The organism is Pseudoalteromonas sp. PB2-1, assembly GCF_045040605.1.
GTDB lineage: Bacteria > Pseudomonadota > Gammaproteobacteria > Enterobacterales > Alteromonadaceae > Pseudoalteromonas > Pseudoalteromonas arabiensis.
Genome location: NZ_CP090667.1, coordinates 3292501 through 3308365 on the forward strand (window position 1 = coordinate 3292501; position 15865 = coordinate 3308365).

At 39.8% G+C, this 15865-nt stretch carries 20 protein-coding genes and 1 rRNA gene (1 of these 21 cut by a window edge); 4 read left to right on the forward strand and 17 right to left on the reverse strand.

All coding sequences use genetic code 11. The features are described 5' to 3' along the window. Positions 1–266: ribosomal RNA gene (locus tag L0Z67_RS15340) — 16S ribosomal RNA — on the reverse strand (it extends 1275 nt beyond the left edge of the window). A gap of 575 nt (positions 267–841) precedes the next feature. On the opposite strand from L0Z67_RS15340, the gene L0Z67_RS15345 reads away from it, so the two are divergent. Continuing rightward, complete coding sequence (locus L0Z67_RS15345) at positions 842–1324, forward strand: RNA-binding protein (RefSeq protein WP_062567059.1); 483 nt, start codon at positions 842–844, stop codon at positions 1322–1324. On the opposite strand, the gene murI is transcribed toward L0Z67_RS15345, so the two are convergent. Further along, a complete protein-coding gene (gene murI, locus L0Z67_RS15350) occupies positions 1284–2078 on the reverse strand; it encodes a glutamate racemase (RefSeq protein ID WP_405128213.1) in 795 nt (264 codons plus the stop codon). The genes L0Z67_RS15345 and murI overlap by 41 nt on opposite strands. Before the next feature lie 61 nt (positions 2079–2139). Then, positions 2140–3261: a DUF5610 domain-containing protein gene (locus L0Z67_RS15355; protein WP_062567057.1), complete on the reverse strand. Its 1122-nt coding sequence runs from the start codon at positions 3259–3261 to the stop codon at positions 2140–2142. Positions 3262–3426: 165 nt separating this feature from the next. On the opposite strand from L0Z67_RS15355, the gene trmA reads away from it, so the two are divergent. Further along, positions 3427–4524 carry a tRNA (uridine(54)-C5)-methyltransferase TrmA gene (gene trmA / locus L0Z67_RS15360; RefSeq protein WP_193987917.1) on the forward strand — a complete coding sequence of 366 codons (1098 nt, stop codon included), beginning with the start codon at positions 3427–3429 and terminating at the stop codon, positions 4522–4524. A 2-nt stretch (positions 4525–4526) separates the two neighbouring features. Here the strand turns inward: trmA and L0Z67_RS15365 are convergent, their stop codons facing one another. The 5 genes from L0Z67_RS15365 to ccoG form a co-directional block, all read right to left on the reverse strand. Continuing rightward, positions 4527–4982, reverse strand: coding sequence for a DUF523 domain-containing protein (locus L0Z67_RS15365; protein WP_062567055.1), 456 nt, complete (start codon positions 4980–4982; stop codon positions 4527–4529). A 57-nt stretch (positions 4983–5039) separates the two neighbouring features. After that, positions 5040–5678, reverse strand: a complete 639-nt coding sequence (locus L0Z67_RS15370) for a thiol:disulfide interchange protein DsbA/DsbL (protein WP_062567054.1) — start codon at positions 5676–5678, stop codon at positions 5040–5042. A gap of 18 nt (positions 5679–5696) precedes the next feature. Then, entirely contained in the window at positions 5697–6320 is a 624-nt protein-coding gene (locus L0Z67_RS15375; protein WP_062567053.1) for a thiol:disulfide interchange protein DsbA/DsbL, read from the reverse strand. A 32-nt stretch (positions 6321–6352) separates the two neighbouring features. Next, positions 6353–7327, reverse strand: coding sequence for a serine/threonine protein kinase (locus L0Z67_RS15380; protein ID WP_405128214.1), 975 nt, complete (start codon positions 7325–7327; stop codon positions 6353–6355). A gap of 66 nt (positions 7328–7393) precedes the next feature. Next, positions 7394–8824, reverse strand: coding sequence for a cytochrome c oxidase accessory protein CcoG (ccoG, locus tag L0Z67_RS15385; RefSeq protein WP_062567051.1), 1431 nt, complete (start codon positions 8822–8824; stop codon positions 7394–7396). Positions 8825–9107: 283 nt separating this feature from the next. Between ccoG and L0Z67_RS15390 the strand changes: the two genes are divergently transcribed. Then, positions 9108–9467 carry a hypothetical protein gene (locus tag L0Z67_RS15390; protein ID WP_062567050.1) on the forward strand — a complete coding sequence of 120 codons (360 nt, stop codon included), beginning with the start codon at positions 9108–9110 and terminating at the stop codon, positions 9465–9467. Beyond that, complete coding sequence (locus L0Z67_RS15395) at positions 9467–9673, forward strand: hypothetical protein (protein WP_062567049.1); 207 nt, start codon at positions 9467–9469, stop codon at positions 9671–9673. Before L0Z67_RS15390 ends, L0Z67_RS15395 begins: the two co-directional genes overlap by 1 nt. A 1-nt stretch (position 9674) precedes the next feature. Here L0Z67_RS15395 and L0Z67_RS15400 read toward each other — a convergent pair whose 3' ends face one another. The 9 genes from L0Z67_RS15400 to gspG are packed head-to-tail and all read right to left on the reverse strand — an operon-like array spanning position 9675 to position 15810. Then, positions 9675–10289 (reverse strand): UPF0149 family protein, encoded by a 615-nt coding sequence (locus tag L0Z67_RS15400; protein WP_062567048.1) that lies wholly within the window; start codon positions 10287–10289, stop codon positions 9675–9677. A 23-nt stretch (positions 10290–10312) separates the two neighbouring features. Beyond that, positions 10313–11071, reverse strand: a complete 759-nt coding sequence (locus L0Z67_RS15405) for a type II secretion system protein N (protein WP_062567047.1) — start codon at positions 11069–11071, stop codon at positions 10313–10315. A gap of 3 nt (positions 11072–11074) precedes the next feature. Next, the gene (gene gspM / locus L0Z67_RS15410; RefSeq protein WP_062567046.1) at positions 11075–11548 is read right to left on the reverse strand and encodes a type II secretion system protein GspM; all 474 of its coding nucleotides are present in this window, start codon (positions 11546–11548) and stop codon (positions 11075–11077) included. Further along, on the reverse strand, positions 11545–12756 hold the full coding sequence (gene gspL, locus L0Z67_RS15415; protein ID WP_193987921.1) for a type II secretion system protein GspL: 1212 nt from the start codon (positions 12754–12756) through the stop codon (positions 11545–11547). The genes gspM and gspL overlap by 4 nt, the downstream gene beginning before the upstream one ends. Beyond that, positions 12753–13748: a type II secretion system minor pseudopilin GspK gene (gene gspK, locus L0Z67_RS15420; protein ID WP_062567044.1), complete on the reverse strand. Its 996-nt coding sequence runs from the start codon at positions 13746–13748 to the stop codon at positions 12753–12755. The genes gspL and gspK overlap by 4 nt, the downstream gene beginning before the upstream one ends. Continuing rightward, positions 13745–14362 carry a type II secretion system minor pseudopilin GspJ gene (gspJ, locus tag L0Z67_RS15425; protein WP_062567043.1) on the reverse strand — a complete coding sequence of 206 codons (618 nt, stop codon included), beginning with the start codon at positions 14360–14362 and terminating at the stop codon, positions 13745–13747. Before gspJ ends, gspK begins: the two co-directional genes overlap by 4 nt. Continuing rightward, positions 14362–14736, reverse strand: coding sequence for a type II secretion system minor pseudopilin GspI (gene gspI, locus L0Z67_RS15430; protein ID WP_062567042.1), 375 nt, complete (start codon positions 14734–14736; stop codon positions 14362–14364). The genes gspJ and gspI overlap by 1 nt, the downstream gene beginning before the upstream one ends. Next, positions 14736–15335 carry a prepilin-type N-terminal cleavage/methylation domain-containing protein gene (locus L0Z67_RS15435; RefSeq protein WP_062567041.1) on the reverse strand — a complete coding sequence of 200 codons (600 nt, stop codon included), beginning with the start codon at positions 15333–15335 and terminating at the stop codon, positions 14736–14738. Before L0Z67_RS15435 ends, gspI begins: the two co-directional genes overlap by 1 nt. A 52-nt stretch (positions 15336–15387) precedes the next feature. Next, on the reverse strand, positions 15388–15810 hold the full coding sequence (gene gspG, locus L0Z67_RS15440; protein ID WP_062567040.1) for a type II secretion system major pseudopilin GspG: 423 nt from the start codon (positions 15808–15810) through the stop codon (positions 15388–15390). Positions 15811–15865 lie beyond the last annotated feature (55 nt).

The following is a 15865-nucleotide window of genomic DNA, read 5'->3' on the forward strand; positions in this document are numbered from 1 at the left end:
CCATTACCTTACCAACTAGCTAATCCCACTTGGGCTGATCTTATGGCGTGAGGCCCGAAGGTCCCCCACTTTGGTCCGAAGACATTATGCGGTATTAGCAGTCGTTTCCAACTGTTGTCCCCCACCATAAGGCACATTCCCAAGCATTACTCACCCGTCCGCCGCTCGACGCCAAAGGAGCAAGCTCCTCTTCGTTTCCGCTCGACTTGCATGTGTTAGGCCTGCCGCCAGCGTTCAATCTGAGCCATGATCAAACTCTTCAATTAAAAGTTTTTTGAAACCGAAGTTTCGTGCTCAATGAATTCTGTATAAATTGACTATATAGCCACTCATAAGAAATTGAGACTCTAAATTTGTTTGCGTCATCTAGCGAACTAGACTCTGCTGTTAGAACTCAATCTGTACGAGTGCCCACACAGATGATTGCTTTATATTGTTAAAGAACGTTGCGACCTTGTCGCTAGGGATGCGTATAATACATCCTTAATTTTTCGAGTCAACACTTAATTTCAAATTTTCTTTCGATTATTTGAAACCGAAGTTTCACTTAACTCTCTGCTACGTTGTTCAGCGTCTTTCGTTGCTGCCCGCCGTGTCAGTGGGGTCGCATTATAGGGAGATCCGAAAACAGATCAACCCTTTTTTTAGATCTTTTTACTGTTTGCTCAAAAAGCGAACTAAATTTACCTAAAACGACAAAACGTGCTGCAATTATGACTGTTTTTTAAGCCAATATTCATAATTTAATGCAAATAACATTGCTATGTTCATTTAACACGTTAAGATAGCAAGCTCACAATGTTAAATTAATGTTTATTTCCTGTTTATTGGTAGATCTAAAATGAAATTACCCGATCAAAAATCTTTTCTTTTCTCTATTATTATTGCTGTATTAGGTTTTGTCGTTGTTAAGTTTGCATTTGCAAGCTTAGCCTTAGACCCTGCGTTGTTGTTTGGTGCAGGTTTATTAATTGGTGCTTTAGTGATTGCTGTTGTTGCATCACCGGCAAGTGAGGAGGCTGAAGTAAAAACAAAAACACTTTATGTTGGCAATCTTCCTTACCGTGCTAATGAAGGTGTCGTTCGTGCTTTGTTCGAAGAACAAGGCAAAGTGTTCAACGTCCGTCTATTGAAAGATAAAAACACTGGTAAGCGACGTGGATTTGGTTTTGTTGAAATGGCTGAAACCGATGCAGACAAAGCAATCAATCAGTTGAATGATAGTGAATTCCAGCAACGCACTTTGAAAGTGCGTGAGGCAAAACAAAAACAAGAAGGTGAAGCTAGTCACTTTCGTCAGGAGTCTGATCAGTCAACTCTATAAGCTCGATGCTTAATTGCGAAGCATCAATAGGGGCCGTTGCGTAATAACGCAGCGGCTTTTTTGTGTCTATTGATAAGGCAAGTTGATGTTTCATTAATAAGCTACTTACCCTATTGGCAATCGCTTTACCGGAATCAATTAACTTTACCGGCTTCTCAAAGCACATCGCTAATGTATTTGCTAATAATGGAAAGTGTGTGCAACCTAACACTAGCACATCAATATCACCAGCAATATTGAGTGCAGCTATTTCTTCATTAAACTCATAGTTAGATAATGAATGAGTATGAAACAATGTTTCAGCTAACTCCACCAGCTTGGTTGATGCATATAAGCTTACTTTCGTATTTTTACCATGTTCTTTGATAAGTGCTTTAGTGTAATGACTATTTACAGTTGCGGGAGTGGCAATTAGACCGATATGTTTTGTTTTACTTATTAGGCAAGCGGGTTTAATTGCAGGTACCACACCTACTATTTCAATATGAGTGTGCCTACGAATGATGTTGAGTGCAGAGGTCGAAGCGGTATTACAAGCTATTACTAAGATATCAACTTGCAATGCGCTACTTTCAATAAAATGAATTAAAGCCAGTAAGCGTTGAATGATCTTTTGCGGCGGTTTAGCACCATAGGGCAATAGTACATTGTCCATAAAGTAACTATAAGTGGCTTCAGGTATCAGTTGTTGAATTTGCTCAAGTACAGTAGTACCTCCAATACCTGAATCAAATACCATGATATGAGCTGACAAACTGCTTTCCCCTGAAAATCAAAGGTCAGAAGTTTGCCATGCAGTTATTTAAAAAGAAAGCTTACGATTTTAGCTCTTCGATGTCAGCGTTGATCTTATTCATCTGCTCAAGCATGGTCTTGGTATAGTCGACTAACTTGCTCACTTCTTCTTTATCTTGATTTAACCACTCTAAAATACCAGCAAGTTGATTTTGTAAACCAAGTTCATTTGCCTTATTCAAGGTTTCTTTCAAGTCATCATTAAATGGCGCTATCTTTTCTGCGACATCTTTTTCAGGAGTAGGCCTGACTTGTTCATAGCCTTTTATGCTTGCAACAGTCTTCGTTTGTTTAAGATCCATAGAGAAGGCAACAAGCTGCTCATTACCTAAACTAAGTTCCTGCGCCTGTTTAAATGCTTCATCTAATGAACCTGAGAAAAAGGTCTCGCTCACTCCTTGTAAATCTTCCATAAGCGCATTAATTGCTTCTTGCTCTTGTTCATTTAGTTCACCATTCACTGACATCGAAAATGAAAGCTCGCGAGATTGTGATGACTCACTTACAAATGCTTCATTTCCACCACGCTTGCTATAAGCACTGGCAGATTGGCTAGTATACGCATCTGCAAAACTGATACTCACTTCATCGCCTTCTGCTGTCGTGAATGTATACTCAGCATTATTTCGTAAACTTATATATTGTGCTTGGCTTACCGACACAGAAGCTGGCTTGGGGTTAAAAAGACTTTCCTCAAGTTGATCTATACCACTGAAGATACCTTCTTTTGATTTCTCAATACCTTCTTCAATATCGTCATTTAGCAGATTTGAACCTTTTAGCTCTTCATAAGCCTCATCAACTCCCATTTGAACGCCTTTTCGGGCTTCACCCAGCATACTTTTAAGTTTTTCATCATCTGCACCATCCGCTTTTGCTTTGCGAATAGCGCCGCCAACGAAATCAAGTACATTCTTAACGATTGCTTCAAAGTCAAACAGGGGCTTATCTTTTTTCTCTTCTACAACAGGTAACCCTAACTCAGCGGCAAGTTTATCGCCGAGCACTTTGGCGGCCAACTCTCGCCCTCTTTGCTGATAGCTATCATGAGCACTTTGAATTTTAGGCTGCTGCAATGGTTGCTTACCATTGTACTTATTTACGTTTGTATTAGGCATATAGCCTTGGTTGCCAATTTTCATGATCCGACTCCATGTGATGATTACCTCATTATCGGCTAAAAGTTAGAAAACTTAAGTTTTCTGTATAAAAAAACAACACCAAAAATAAGTAACAAAACTAGACAAATCTTCTATGCCCCCTACAATAGCGCCGATATAAAGCTAAGAGATAAAAGGTAATCAGCCATGGCGGTTATAAAAATTGATACAACTCAATATGATGCACAACTAAGTGAAAAGGAGCAGCGCATCTTTTCTCAGTTTCAACGTTTCGGTGTTGAAAAGTTAGAAGTATTTAGCTCTGATCCAATTCACTACCGTCAACGAGCTGAGTTTCGCGTTTGGCATGAAGGTGATGATCTATTTCACATTATGTTTGATCAACAAACCAAAGAGAAAATTCGCGTTGAAAATTTTGACCCTGCTGCGCCTTTAGTCGGTGAAGTTATGCAGGCAATGATTGAAAACTTAAAAGGGTGTGAAATCCTGCGCCGTAAGTTATTTCAAATTGATTACCTATCAACTTTAAGTGGTGAGATTCTTGTCAGTTTGCTTTATCACAAGCCCTTATGTGATGAGTGGTTAGAGGCAATTAAAGCACTAAAAGCAAAACTCAGTACACAATTTAACATCGACTTTATTGGCCGCGCACGTAAACAAAAAGAAGTGATTGGTAATGACTACGTCGTAGAGCGCCTAAACGTCAATGGAAAAGAGCTTATTTATCAACAAGTAGAAAATAGCTTTACCCAACCAAATGCCAAAGTAAATATTAAGATGCTTGAATGGGCACAAGCACTTTGTGAACCATTAGAGAATGATCTACTCGAACTATATTGTGGTAACGGTAACTTCTCGATTGCTTTAGCGAACTCGTTTGATCGTGTACTCGCAACTGAAATTTCTAAATCATCTGTTTACTCTGCACAATATAATATTGCACAAAATAAAGTGGATAACTTAGATATTATTCGCATGTCGAGCGAAGAGTTCACGCAAGCCATGAAAGGTGAACGCACGTTTTCTCGCTTAGAAGGCATTGATCTGAAAAGTTATAATTGTCAGAGTATTTTAGTTGACCCACCCCGTGCAGGAATGGACACGCTCACCTGTGATCTCGTGGCCAATTACAACAATATTATCTATATCTCATGTAATCCAGATACGCTTGAACGCGACCTTGAGCACCTTTGTAAAACACACGAAGTTAAGCGCTTTGCTATATTTGACCAATTTCCATACACGCATCACATTGAGTCTGGTGTATTTTTACAACGTAAATAAGTTTAGTTTTCTGCCAGCGCAGCAAATAGCGCTGGCAACTGCTCTTCACTGAACACCTCTATATTATTACTTTGTAATAACTGTGCGGTTAAACCCATCCCTATAACTTTATGCCCCGTATGGCTGCCATCGTAGATTGTGTTACGCCCGCAGGAGGGACTGGACTCTTTTAGTAAAGCAAAACGAATTTTATGCTTTTGGCAAATTTTTAAGGCTTGTTCTGCTCCTGCGATAAATTCAGCAGTGACATCTTCTGCATCTTTCGTTAACACTCGACCCTCTTTAATTTCAGCGGGCGGCCTTGGGATAGGTAAACCACCAGCCACTTCAGGACAAAAGGAAACTAACCTTTTTTGTTGTTTGAGTGATTCTAATCCTGGGTCTAATAGGTTTTGCGATTGGCCATCGTAGCGTACAGGATTACCCAGTAAGCAGCTTGATACTAAAACTTTTTCCATGTTCATCACCAATAAAAAAGCTCCGCGAGCGGAGCTTATTAATATATTTGCTTATATTTATTTATCAGCTAAATAGTTGATAAGGTCAGCCATACCTTTTGCATCACTAATACCGGACTCAGCACCTAAAATTAAACGATATTTGCCATTCACAATGAATGTTGGTACGCCTTTCAATGCGCCTTTTTGTTTGTAGTACTCTTGATCGCGTTTCATTTTTGATGCCATCGTACGTACAGAAAAGCTATTGTAGTATTTATCAAAATCAGCTTCCGATACACCTTGTGATACGAAGATATCTTTCATATCTGCTAATTCATTGATTCGTGCACGTTTACCATGAATGTGATTAAAAATGGCAGCCACTAAAGCATCTTTTTGTGGTAACACAGCCGCAGTTGCATAAGCTTGAGCTAACATAGCCTGAATTTCTGGATCACGAGGTCCTGAAAAGTCTACATGGCTCTTTTTAAAAGCAACACCGTCATTCAAAAGCGGCTTTAGCTGCGCAACGATTGATTCGAAGCTATTACAATGCGGACAATAAAATGAGAAAAACTCTTTTACTTCAGGCTTTTTAGAAGCGCGCGCATCAAATGCTTCGTAATGCTTACCTTCTTCATATTGTGCAGCAGTTGCATTCGCTGCCAATCCTAATGTCATCGCCAATAAGGTAGCTTTAACTAACTTAATCATTACTTTTACACTCCAAAATTATTGTTTTAGTAAAAACTTAACCAGCTCATCAAGCTGCTCTTGGCTCTTGATAGTGTTTAAGTTAATTTTATATTTATCATTTACAATAAATGTTGGTACGCCTGTAAGTGCACCGATTTGTGAATACTTATTTTGTTTGTCTTGCATCGCTTTTTCTGCACTAATTACTGGCATACTTGCAATTTCAGTATCAAAGACTTCATTACTAATACCGTTCGTTGCCAGTAATGCTTTCACATCTTTAATATTTTGCAGTGGTGCACGTTGAACATGAATGCTATGAAAAATTTGATCTGCCACTTGCTCTCCCTTTCCTTGTTGCTTAGCAATAAGGTAGGCATAGCTTAAGTTACTTTGTGTTTGTTTTGACACCCCACCTAAAAAGTTAACGTGGTTTTTAACAAACTCAGTGCCCTCTGGCAGCGCTGCGGTCAGTGCTTTCGCTACTGGCTCAAACTTAAAGCAGTGTGGGCAATAAAAAGAGAAAAACTCAGTCACTTGCGGGGTAGCACTTTTTTCAACTTTCAATACTTCATACTGGTTACCTGCTTCGAAGTCAGCCGCAAATGCAGCAAAAGGTAAACATAGAATGAGTAGACTTAACTTTAATTTTTTAAACATTATTTTCTCGTCTTTACTTATCTTTTTAAAATTTATGGTAATAATTTTAACGGGGCTTCTTGTAATGCCGCAAGCTGTTCTTTTAGAGCAAGTATTTGCTGCTCCCAGTATTTGTCTTCTGCGAACCAAGAAAAGTTCCGTGGAAATGCAGGATCATCCCAGCGTTTTGCGAGCCACCCCATATAATGCACCATTCGCATGGCACGTAATGGTTCGATGAGTTTAAGCTGATTATGATCAAAATCACAAAACTCTTCGTACGCCGCAACTAAGGTGTCTAACTGTAACAGTTGGTTATTACGATCGCCACTGAGCATCATCCATAAATCTTGAATGGCAGGACCTTGACGACTATCATCCAAATCTACAAACATAAGTGCATCACCTGACCAAAGAATATTGCCAGCGTGACAATCACCATGCAGACGGATTGTTTCAACATTTTTATACTGAGCCGTCGTCTCGTTAATAACCAGATCCAAAATAGTATAAAACGGATGTTCAAGGGCCATAGGCACTAAGTTACTCGCTTGCAAATGAACTTTCGCTGTCTGCAAATATTCTTCGCAACTCATTTCAGGGCGATGAGAAAAGGATTGTGCCTTTGCAATTTGATGCATCCGCCCTATTAGGCGGCCAAGGACATCGAGTTGATCTAAGTTATCAACTTCAAAAATCCGCCCTCCTACACTTGGGAATAATGCAAACAAATATCCATTATGTTCGAAGAGACTTTCACCTTCTCTACAAACCGGCGCAACAACAGGCACTTCAGCTTCCGCGAGTTCAAACGCAAAAGCATGTTCTTCAAGTATTTGCTCCTTAGTCCAGCGTTCAGGCCTGTAAAACTTAACAACATAACGATAACCATCTTCAGCTTTAAACTGATAAACACGATTTTCGTAGCTATTTAAAGCCAATAGCCCTGACTCTGCATAAATTCCGATACTTTCTACGGCATCTAAAATTGAATCTGGCGTAAGGTCAACAAAACTAAATTTACTCATAAGGTCCCATTATATAAAAAAAGCGGGAAATCCCCGCTTTTTATTGTATGTGCTCAGTGTACTTAATTATTGTCCCTTAAAGAAGTTGCTAGGCTGTGAAATCTGTACATCAGGCTCGGAATCGACAGAAAGTACAAACTCAAACTTAGTCATTGGCTTTTTCAAATCATAAGGATCAACGACTAGAGAGAGAGGCACATTGTATGATTCCCCAGAAGGAACGGTGAATGTTTGTTTACCTATATATTCAAAGTTATCTAACCCTTCTACAGCAATATTAAAGGTTTGCTCATACTGTGCTTTATTGATGACTTTAAGTGTATAGGTGTTCTCTACCAAGCCATTAAAGTCAACGCGATAAAGTTGATTTCGGTCACGAATAATATCGAACTCCATCGGTTTACGCATCGCAATATTTGCAACCAGTGCCCCAGTTAAAACAACAAGAATCACCATATAACCTATCAACTTAGGACGTACTGCATGTGTTTTATTTTCAGGTGTTTCTAAGTTACGTTCTGTTGTGTAGGAGATAAGTCCTCTTGGATAATCCATTTTATCCATGACTCCATCACACGCATCAATACAAGCACCACAGTTAATGCATTCATACTGCAGACCGTTACGAATATCGATACCTGTCGGACATACTTGTACACACAAGTTACAGTCAATACAATCACCTAATCCCAGCTCTTTCGGGTCTTGTTTACGTGAGCGAGGGCCTCGGTTTTCGCCACGTGCTTCATCATAACTCACCGTAAAAGTATCTTTATCAAACATAGCCGATTGGAAACGTGAATATGGACAAATATGTAAGCACATGATTTCGCGCATCCAGCCAGCATTCCCATAAGTACACACCGCAAATAAGGCAATACAGCCATAGGAGTAAGCCGTTGCATCGAGTGTAAATACGTCAGGAAGTAAGTCTCTTATCGGCGTGAAGTAACCAACAAAAGTCAAAGCTGTATAAAATGAGAATAACCACCAGCTGCTATGCTTTGCGGTTTTGCGCCAAAACTTATCAAAATCCATTGGCCGTTGATCGAGTTTTTTCCGCTGATTAGCTGTGCCTTCAAACTTTTCTTCAAACCAAATAAAAATAAATGTCCAAACCGTTTGTGGGCATGTGTATCCACACCAAACTCGCCCGTAAAAGGTCGTCACTAGAAATAAAGCAAACGCAGCCAACATCAAGATAAACGCTAAAATAGTGAGATCTTGAGGCCATAGAGTTAAACCGAAAATATTAAACTTTTGACCAACAAGATCAAATAGTACCGCTTGTTGACCTTGATAGTTAATCCAAGGTAGCAACATAAAAGCGAGCATGCCAATAAAGCCAATACGCTGTCTCAATAGTTGATGTAAACCGGAAACAGCCCTTACGTATATTCGGTTGCGAGGGTTAAATCTATCATCAAGGGAAGCGTTTTCCGGTTTCTGGATCTTTACTTCCGTTGGGATATTTTTAACCTTAATTTGTTTATCCATTAAAATTCCTCAACGCCACTAGGAAATAAATACTCAAACATTATGTTTGTAGTTTACAGATATAGACAATCAGTGAATAAATTAGAATGCATCTCATTACGTTCAAAGATTTCTGAAATTTCCAACTCATCAAAATCATTATACTCAATCTCTAAAAAATTTCAGGGATTGATCACGAATATGTCTGTTTAAATTATTTCATCGTATCTGCTTGCTTTTAAATTGGCCATTTTATTAAACTTGCAGCCATACCTTATTCATTCAGATCAAAGTTTGTTGTGCTATGAAAAAATTTCTTATTTTAGTGCTTATAATTTTAGCATTATTCACTATTGATCACCCATTGATCAAAGAGCCAAGAGAGAAACTACTCGGTGATGGCATTGGCTTTCTTTCAAATGCTAGCAAAGTCAACAGAAGCCCTGCCGCAAACATGGCAAAGAATACTATTAAGTCACAACTAAATTTATCAGCTTCTGAGCAGGAATACGTCGAAGAAACATTCATAACCGATGAGAAGTTGCAGGTATTTCACCTACGCTATTGCCGAGAGAAAGATATCAACATCTACTTTTATGGTGAGCGTTTAGAGAGTGTATGTAGCATTGTTTCAAGTGCATTGAAAGAAAGGCTAAATAAGTGATGGATTTTTCGACTCTGAATAAAAAAGCCAGTGATTCATTTGCAAAGCAACGCAACTTACTAAAAAAATTGGCTAAGGGACAAACACTACACTGTGAAACCTGTAAAGGTGTTCTTACTCTTGATTTGCAAACAGATCAACCAGGAAGAGGCGTTGTACGCTGTAAAAATGGTTGCACTGATATTATTTTGGAATTAGGTAGTTAACCTAATTCCAGCCCTCATCATTGTACAACTGACTGTTCATAGCAACCACCTCAATTAACTCAGCAAAGCCCGCTGCAAACTCCCCCATCAACTCGTATTGTTGCTGACAAAGCTGCCCCTCTGTTAATTCATATTCACTGGCAATCGCGGCAATATCCGATTGCGATAAGCTAAAAAAGCCTAAACTCTGATGAGCGGTATCTAGTGCGGCTTTAAACTCTTCACTAAGCAAAGGCGCAGCTAATAATTTAGCAATATAATCTTTTGCTCCAAGTAAGAAACCTTGACTCCAATGCTGACACTCTTGAATATCCAAATATTGTTGCTGTTTTGAATTCACCTGCAAACTGACAGGCAAACTAAACCCTGTTCCAAAAACCTGCTCACTGATCTGCTGATACAATGCCATAAATGCAAACAACACCTGTTCATCCATTTGCCCGTCACATCCTGGACAAACCTGTTCGAGCCACTGATGAACATCAAGAGGCTCTGGCGCACAAATAACAGCAAATAAGTAGCCTTGTGTTTGCGCTAAAGACAGGGCATTTTTTTGCTCTGAAAGAAAGTGTGTTAATAACACGCTTTGCTCAGGTGAAAACTCAGGAATTTGCATATTACTTCTACTATTTACCTAAATTAGAAATTTAATGGGTAACGACCTTCACTATCAGGGCGACCAAGAAATTTAGTTGCATCATGTACTTCTTTAGGAAGACTTGCTTCTGGTTTGATATACCCTGCAACCTTGAAGTCTAGATTCGCTTTTAACGTTGCATCCGCTTCTAAACCTAAGCGGTTTTCAGGGTCAACTAATACAGCGATATCACCAGACTTACAGCTTAAACGACCACTCAAAGGCCCAACACTGAACCAGCCATTCAATCCTTTGACATCAATATTTGGACTCGCTATTTCACCTGCTAATGTATCACAGTACGGTTGGCCCGAGCTGTATTCATCTAAGTCAACAATTACACGCCCTTGCGCACTCACAGGGAGTGGTAATTGTAAACGCGCCATTGCACGTTCAACGGTTAATCTTAAAACTGCATTTTTGATATCTATGGCTTGGTTAAACAAACCATATGAAAAGTCAGCACGACCCGAGATATCAGCTTTGTCTCTAGGGTCACCAAAGCGCACTGTACCAACGAGCTTGCCACTAAAAAGTGACCAGCCCGAAATCTGCCAACGCACATTATTCAGCTGTTCATTTTCAAAACGCGCTTGCATGACACGACCATCCCATAATGAACCGCTAGCTTTACCTAGTTGTAATTGTTTAGGTAGGTATGGAGTGGCTAAATCAAGCGCTACAGCAGCTGGCGTTTTCACTAAAGTGAAGACCAAAAAGCACAGTAAAAAAATGGCGACTAATAAAATTGTTTTCTTCATCGTCTACTTCTCTAATACCAACCGACTTACACGAACAAAGCCTGATTTATCATCTTTACTCAAATCCAAATTCTCAATAAGTACTCCTTGAGAATTAACAAGCTCATCAAGCCATTCAACTAATTTATTAAATTCGACAGAGTCAATTGTCAAACGAAGCGAGTTATCGTTTGGTTGCATTTTACTAATAGTGATTTGATAGCGATTACGCGTACTATTTACGATTTGGCTTAAGCTGCGATCATTGGTTACACGAGCACTTCCACTGGCTTTAAGCTTAATGATGCTCTCATCAACCCAAGCAAGCAATTCTTGCTGTTTTATGTTGTCTTGCTCTGCTTTTTCTATTGCATTGTTGAGGGGTCTAAAAATACCCATCACTAATACAAAAATAACAAAAACAGCACCGGCAATCATTACAAGTTGTTGCTCTTGCTCTTTTAAAGAACGCCAGTAATTGACTAATTGCTCTTTCATGCCGCACCTCGCAATTTAATCTCTCCGACAACAAAGTCGCCATCATTATTTAGCGATCCTTGATCAACGGTTAAACCTCGTTGCTCCAAAATTGCTTTCACCTTACCAAATGACTGAAAATCTTTACCTCTAGCACGGATCCGTAATTCATTTCGTCGTTGATCATAGCGAAGTGTTTCAGGCGAAAAATCTTTTACTTCATCGAAAATCGATACTAAATCACTCGTTAAATCTAAGAAACCTGCTGTACTACCACCATCTAACAAGGCCAGCTCACTGCGGATCTGGCTACGTATTAACTGTGGTCGCACTTTCTTATCGGGAAACGCACGTTGGTAGTTAGACACCACTTGAGTCTTTGTTTGCTCTATTTGGCTATTGAGTTTATAAAGCTCTAGCGATTTAACGCCAATACTACACACTAACGCAACACCTGCTGCAATAGCGGCTTTTTTCCAGTATCCCCACCAAATAGCAGACTTCTTCTTTAACTGATACATACCTTGGCGTAAGTTAAAGCTGATATTAGGTAGCTGTTTAGCAAACAATGCTAATGGTAGGTCATAAGACTCTGTTTTAGCTATCAGATTAACCGTATCAGGAAAGCCTACAGCAGGACTGTAATGTATGACATCAGGATTATTTAAAGCTCTCAGGTAACCTTCTAACCAATCAGACTCAACCACTGCCACGTGCCAATCACCTAATTTGCATAACCACTGTTTATTTAGCTCAATCACACTCAGTTGATTAACTTCATCCGAGCTTGGTAATAGCAACGCATCAGGTAGTATTTTAAAGACTTCTAAATTATGTTCGTTAAACTGGACTAACCATTGCTCAAACCACTCCCTGTCTGCCATGGCTATATTAATCGCATGCTTGTCACCAACCATTGTTGGCTCTGCGATTGCGATGAATAGCTCATCAACATCACACGCTATCTCTTCTTCAAGCATGTAAGGGAGGGCTTGTTCTAACTTACGGTTCCACTTTGTTGGGAGCTCAACAGTCTTTAGTTGTACCTGATCGCTAGGCAAGAGCACTATCACTTCTCTTGATTGTGCTTTTTCTGCTAATTCACCTAATTGTGTCGCTGCTGCTATTTCGCCGCTAGCAATGATTTCTTGTTCTGTAGGTGAGTAAATAAGCCAATTTAGGCTATCTGTTAATGTTCGACCCGTACGGATCAACAATATTTCTGTCACTGTACGCCTCCAAATTTTCGCGCTAGTATCGTTACTTTACCATTATTGGCATGCAGTAAGGTGGTCATCGAAAAACGCAGCTCAACAAATTCAGCTTGCGTCTGTAGTTTAAAGTATTCACTGTTGATGGTGAGCAAGTCTTTCACGGCGTCCACATTTTGTCCGCCTTGTTGCTTAACTTCCTCAAAAAATTCTTCTATACCATCAAATCCTTTTTCTGGTCGTGATGATAAAACACTTTGTGCACCTGACAGGCTTAAACCGTCTATCAAGGAGCTTAAAATAATTGCACTTTCTGTTGGTAAGGTATTAACGTTAATGGCCAAGTTCTCGTTGCCAGGAATGACACATACAAATGGCAGCACCTTTTCCATGACCAAAGGATTAAACCCTTTAACCAAGCGTAATTCAGAGGTAGAAGCAAATAAGCTATTTGCGGTCATATACGGATATTTACGCGATAAATACTCATCTTCTTCTGCTCCCGAGCGATAGGTGATGCTGTCTTCATCTAACCAATCGTATACACTATCAGCCATCGCTTCTTCTGATTCATCAGTAGGCAAATCTTCAATATTCTCAAGTAGGGCTAGTAATGCTTTGTGTGCAGGGTTTGTGGTGTTCGATGAACCACTTTGTTGCACCGGTTTTGCATGTAACGCATTGAGGTTTAAACAGGCTTGTAGATCAGTAATAGTGCCACTTAAGGTGCCATTATCAACAGGATAAGGAACACCGCCTTGCTGGGCCCAAATTTGCCCTAGATTAGTACTATCAGGATCATCTTTCTTGGCTTGGTTTATCGCCTTAATAGCCAGTTCCTCAGCGGCAAATGCATACCACTTAGCCTGTTGGTGACTTTGGATGTTTGTGCTGCGCTGAACTTGCACCATTAGATTTGCACTCATTTCGACTGCCAACATGGCCGCAAGTGCAACAATAAATAGAACAATAACAAGTGCTGCGCCTTTTGAACGCTTTAAAGATATCATGATTGACTCTCAACACCCCCTTCGCCAGGCACTAAAAAGACGCGACGAATAGGCTCTTGTTCTACTTTCTGTATTGTAACAGCAACTGCTTTAGGCAATGCTTTTATTTGCCATTGCTCTTGCCACTCATTTTTGTCATCAAGAAATTCAAACTTTAAGTCTTCGATATCTTCAAGCAGTATTTGTGAGCGTGGCTCCATATTGTCTAGTTGATCAACATACACGCGATATACACGCTCTAGTTTATCGTCAATAACGCGGTAGCCAACGGCTTGTAATTCTGAACGTGGCAACAAGTTAATGGGATTTACCCAGCCATCGCGTACAAACCCAATCCCATCATACTGGCTATCCAAAACATACCGCCCTGTCAGAATATAGGTTTCTTGAAAGTCTCCAGCTTCATTACGCACTTGTCTTTTCGTCATTTGACTGAAGTCTTGGTCCATTAAACGAAATGTTGTTTGAAAACCATTAAGCTCGGCAATTGTTTCATCAGACGCGTCTTTTGCTTTTGTGGTTGAGTCTAAAATTTGATGGGTCGATAAAACCACAAAGGCTAGAATCCCCATGGCTATGATTACTTCCAGTAAGGTAAAACCGCGCTGCTTCACTACTTATCACCTTTGTTTAAGTAAGTGGACAACTCATAAACTGGATCCGCAAGTTTTTCATCAGTGAATATATTAATAGTCACTTTTACAAAGCTTTTATCTGCCGTTGGTACGACATCTTGACGCCAATACCATTCATAACCAGCGAGTGTTTCAGTCCCTTTTGTGCCGTTTTTTCCCTGCCACTCACGGCCTTTAGCGCGTTGCTCAACCATCACATTCTCAGCAACCCATGAAGCATATGTTTGTTCTTCAATCGTAGCGAGATGATTTATATGCTCACCCGTTGCCTGCATTGCTGCAATGCCTGCCATGGCGCATATAGCCAAGGCAACCATCACCTCGAGTAAGGTAAAACCAGTTGCTTTAATCACTATTCAGGCTCCCTACGAAATTGAACCGGAGCCATAAACTCCCCTTCAATAAAATAAATAGGCTCTGGTGCATTCTCAAGTTCGTAAGTAAGTTGAAAGGCACTCACTTCACCCGAGGATAAAATAAGTACTTGCGGTATTTTTAACTTTTTGAGTTCAAGTAAGCTATCTTCATCCCCACCACTCATAAGCTCACGCCAATTAGATTGCTCTAATAAGTTATCCTGTGCCCATGCCAAATCCTCAAGGTTTAAGGTGAGTTTAAAGCGGTTATCAACCTCTACCGGCTCGAATAGCTTTTCGCGATCAAAGGTGACCCATTTTTCACCATCAAAAACGAGAAACTCAAATACGTTCTTATCTAAATGAAAACCTAATTCAACTTGATTCAATATGGCAAATTCTGATGCCAAATTGATTGTGGTGTGTAATCTTAGCGCTTGCTTTTCTAGCTCTTCTTCAGCACCACCATCAAAACTATAGGCGACCATTTTAGTAACAAAACCGATCACTACCAGCACCATTAGTATTTCGATGAGGCTAAAACCTTTTGCGTGTTTTACGCCTCGAGCCAAATGCAAACGACCAAGGCTTACCATAACAGTAAGCCTTGATGTGTAGAGTGAGTAAACATCTGGCTGAGTTTACACATTATTGCTTTTCTTCATCCCAGTTACCGATATCATCATCAGTACCCGCTTCACCATCTGGACCCATTGAGAAAATATCAACTTTACCAATTTCTCCTGGGCTAATTAGCTGATAAGGATTTCCCCATGGATCTTCCGGTAGTTTTTCAATAAAACCGCCTTCGGGAAAACGGCGAGGAATAGGCTCAATGCTTGTTTTATTTACTAATGCTTCAAGACCTTGCTCAGTGGTTGGATACGCTTTGTTTTTAAGCTTATAAAGACTCAGCGCATCCTCGATTTGCTGAATATCTAAATGTGCTTTATCTATGGCAGCTTCTTCTTGCTGACCCATAATATTTGGCGCTACGATCGACATAATCATACCGATGATAACCAGCACCACCATAACTTCTAGTAATGAGAAACCTGATTGTTTATTCACAAAATACCTCTAATTTTCTTCAATATTTATTATAAAACGTCACACCCTCATGATG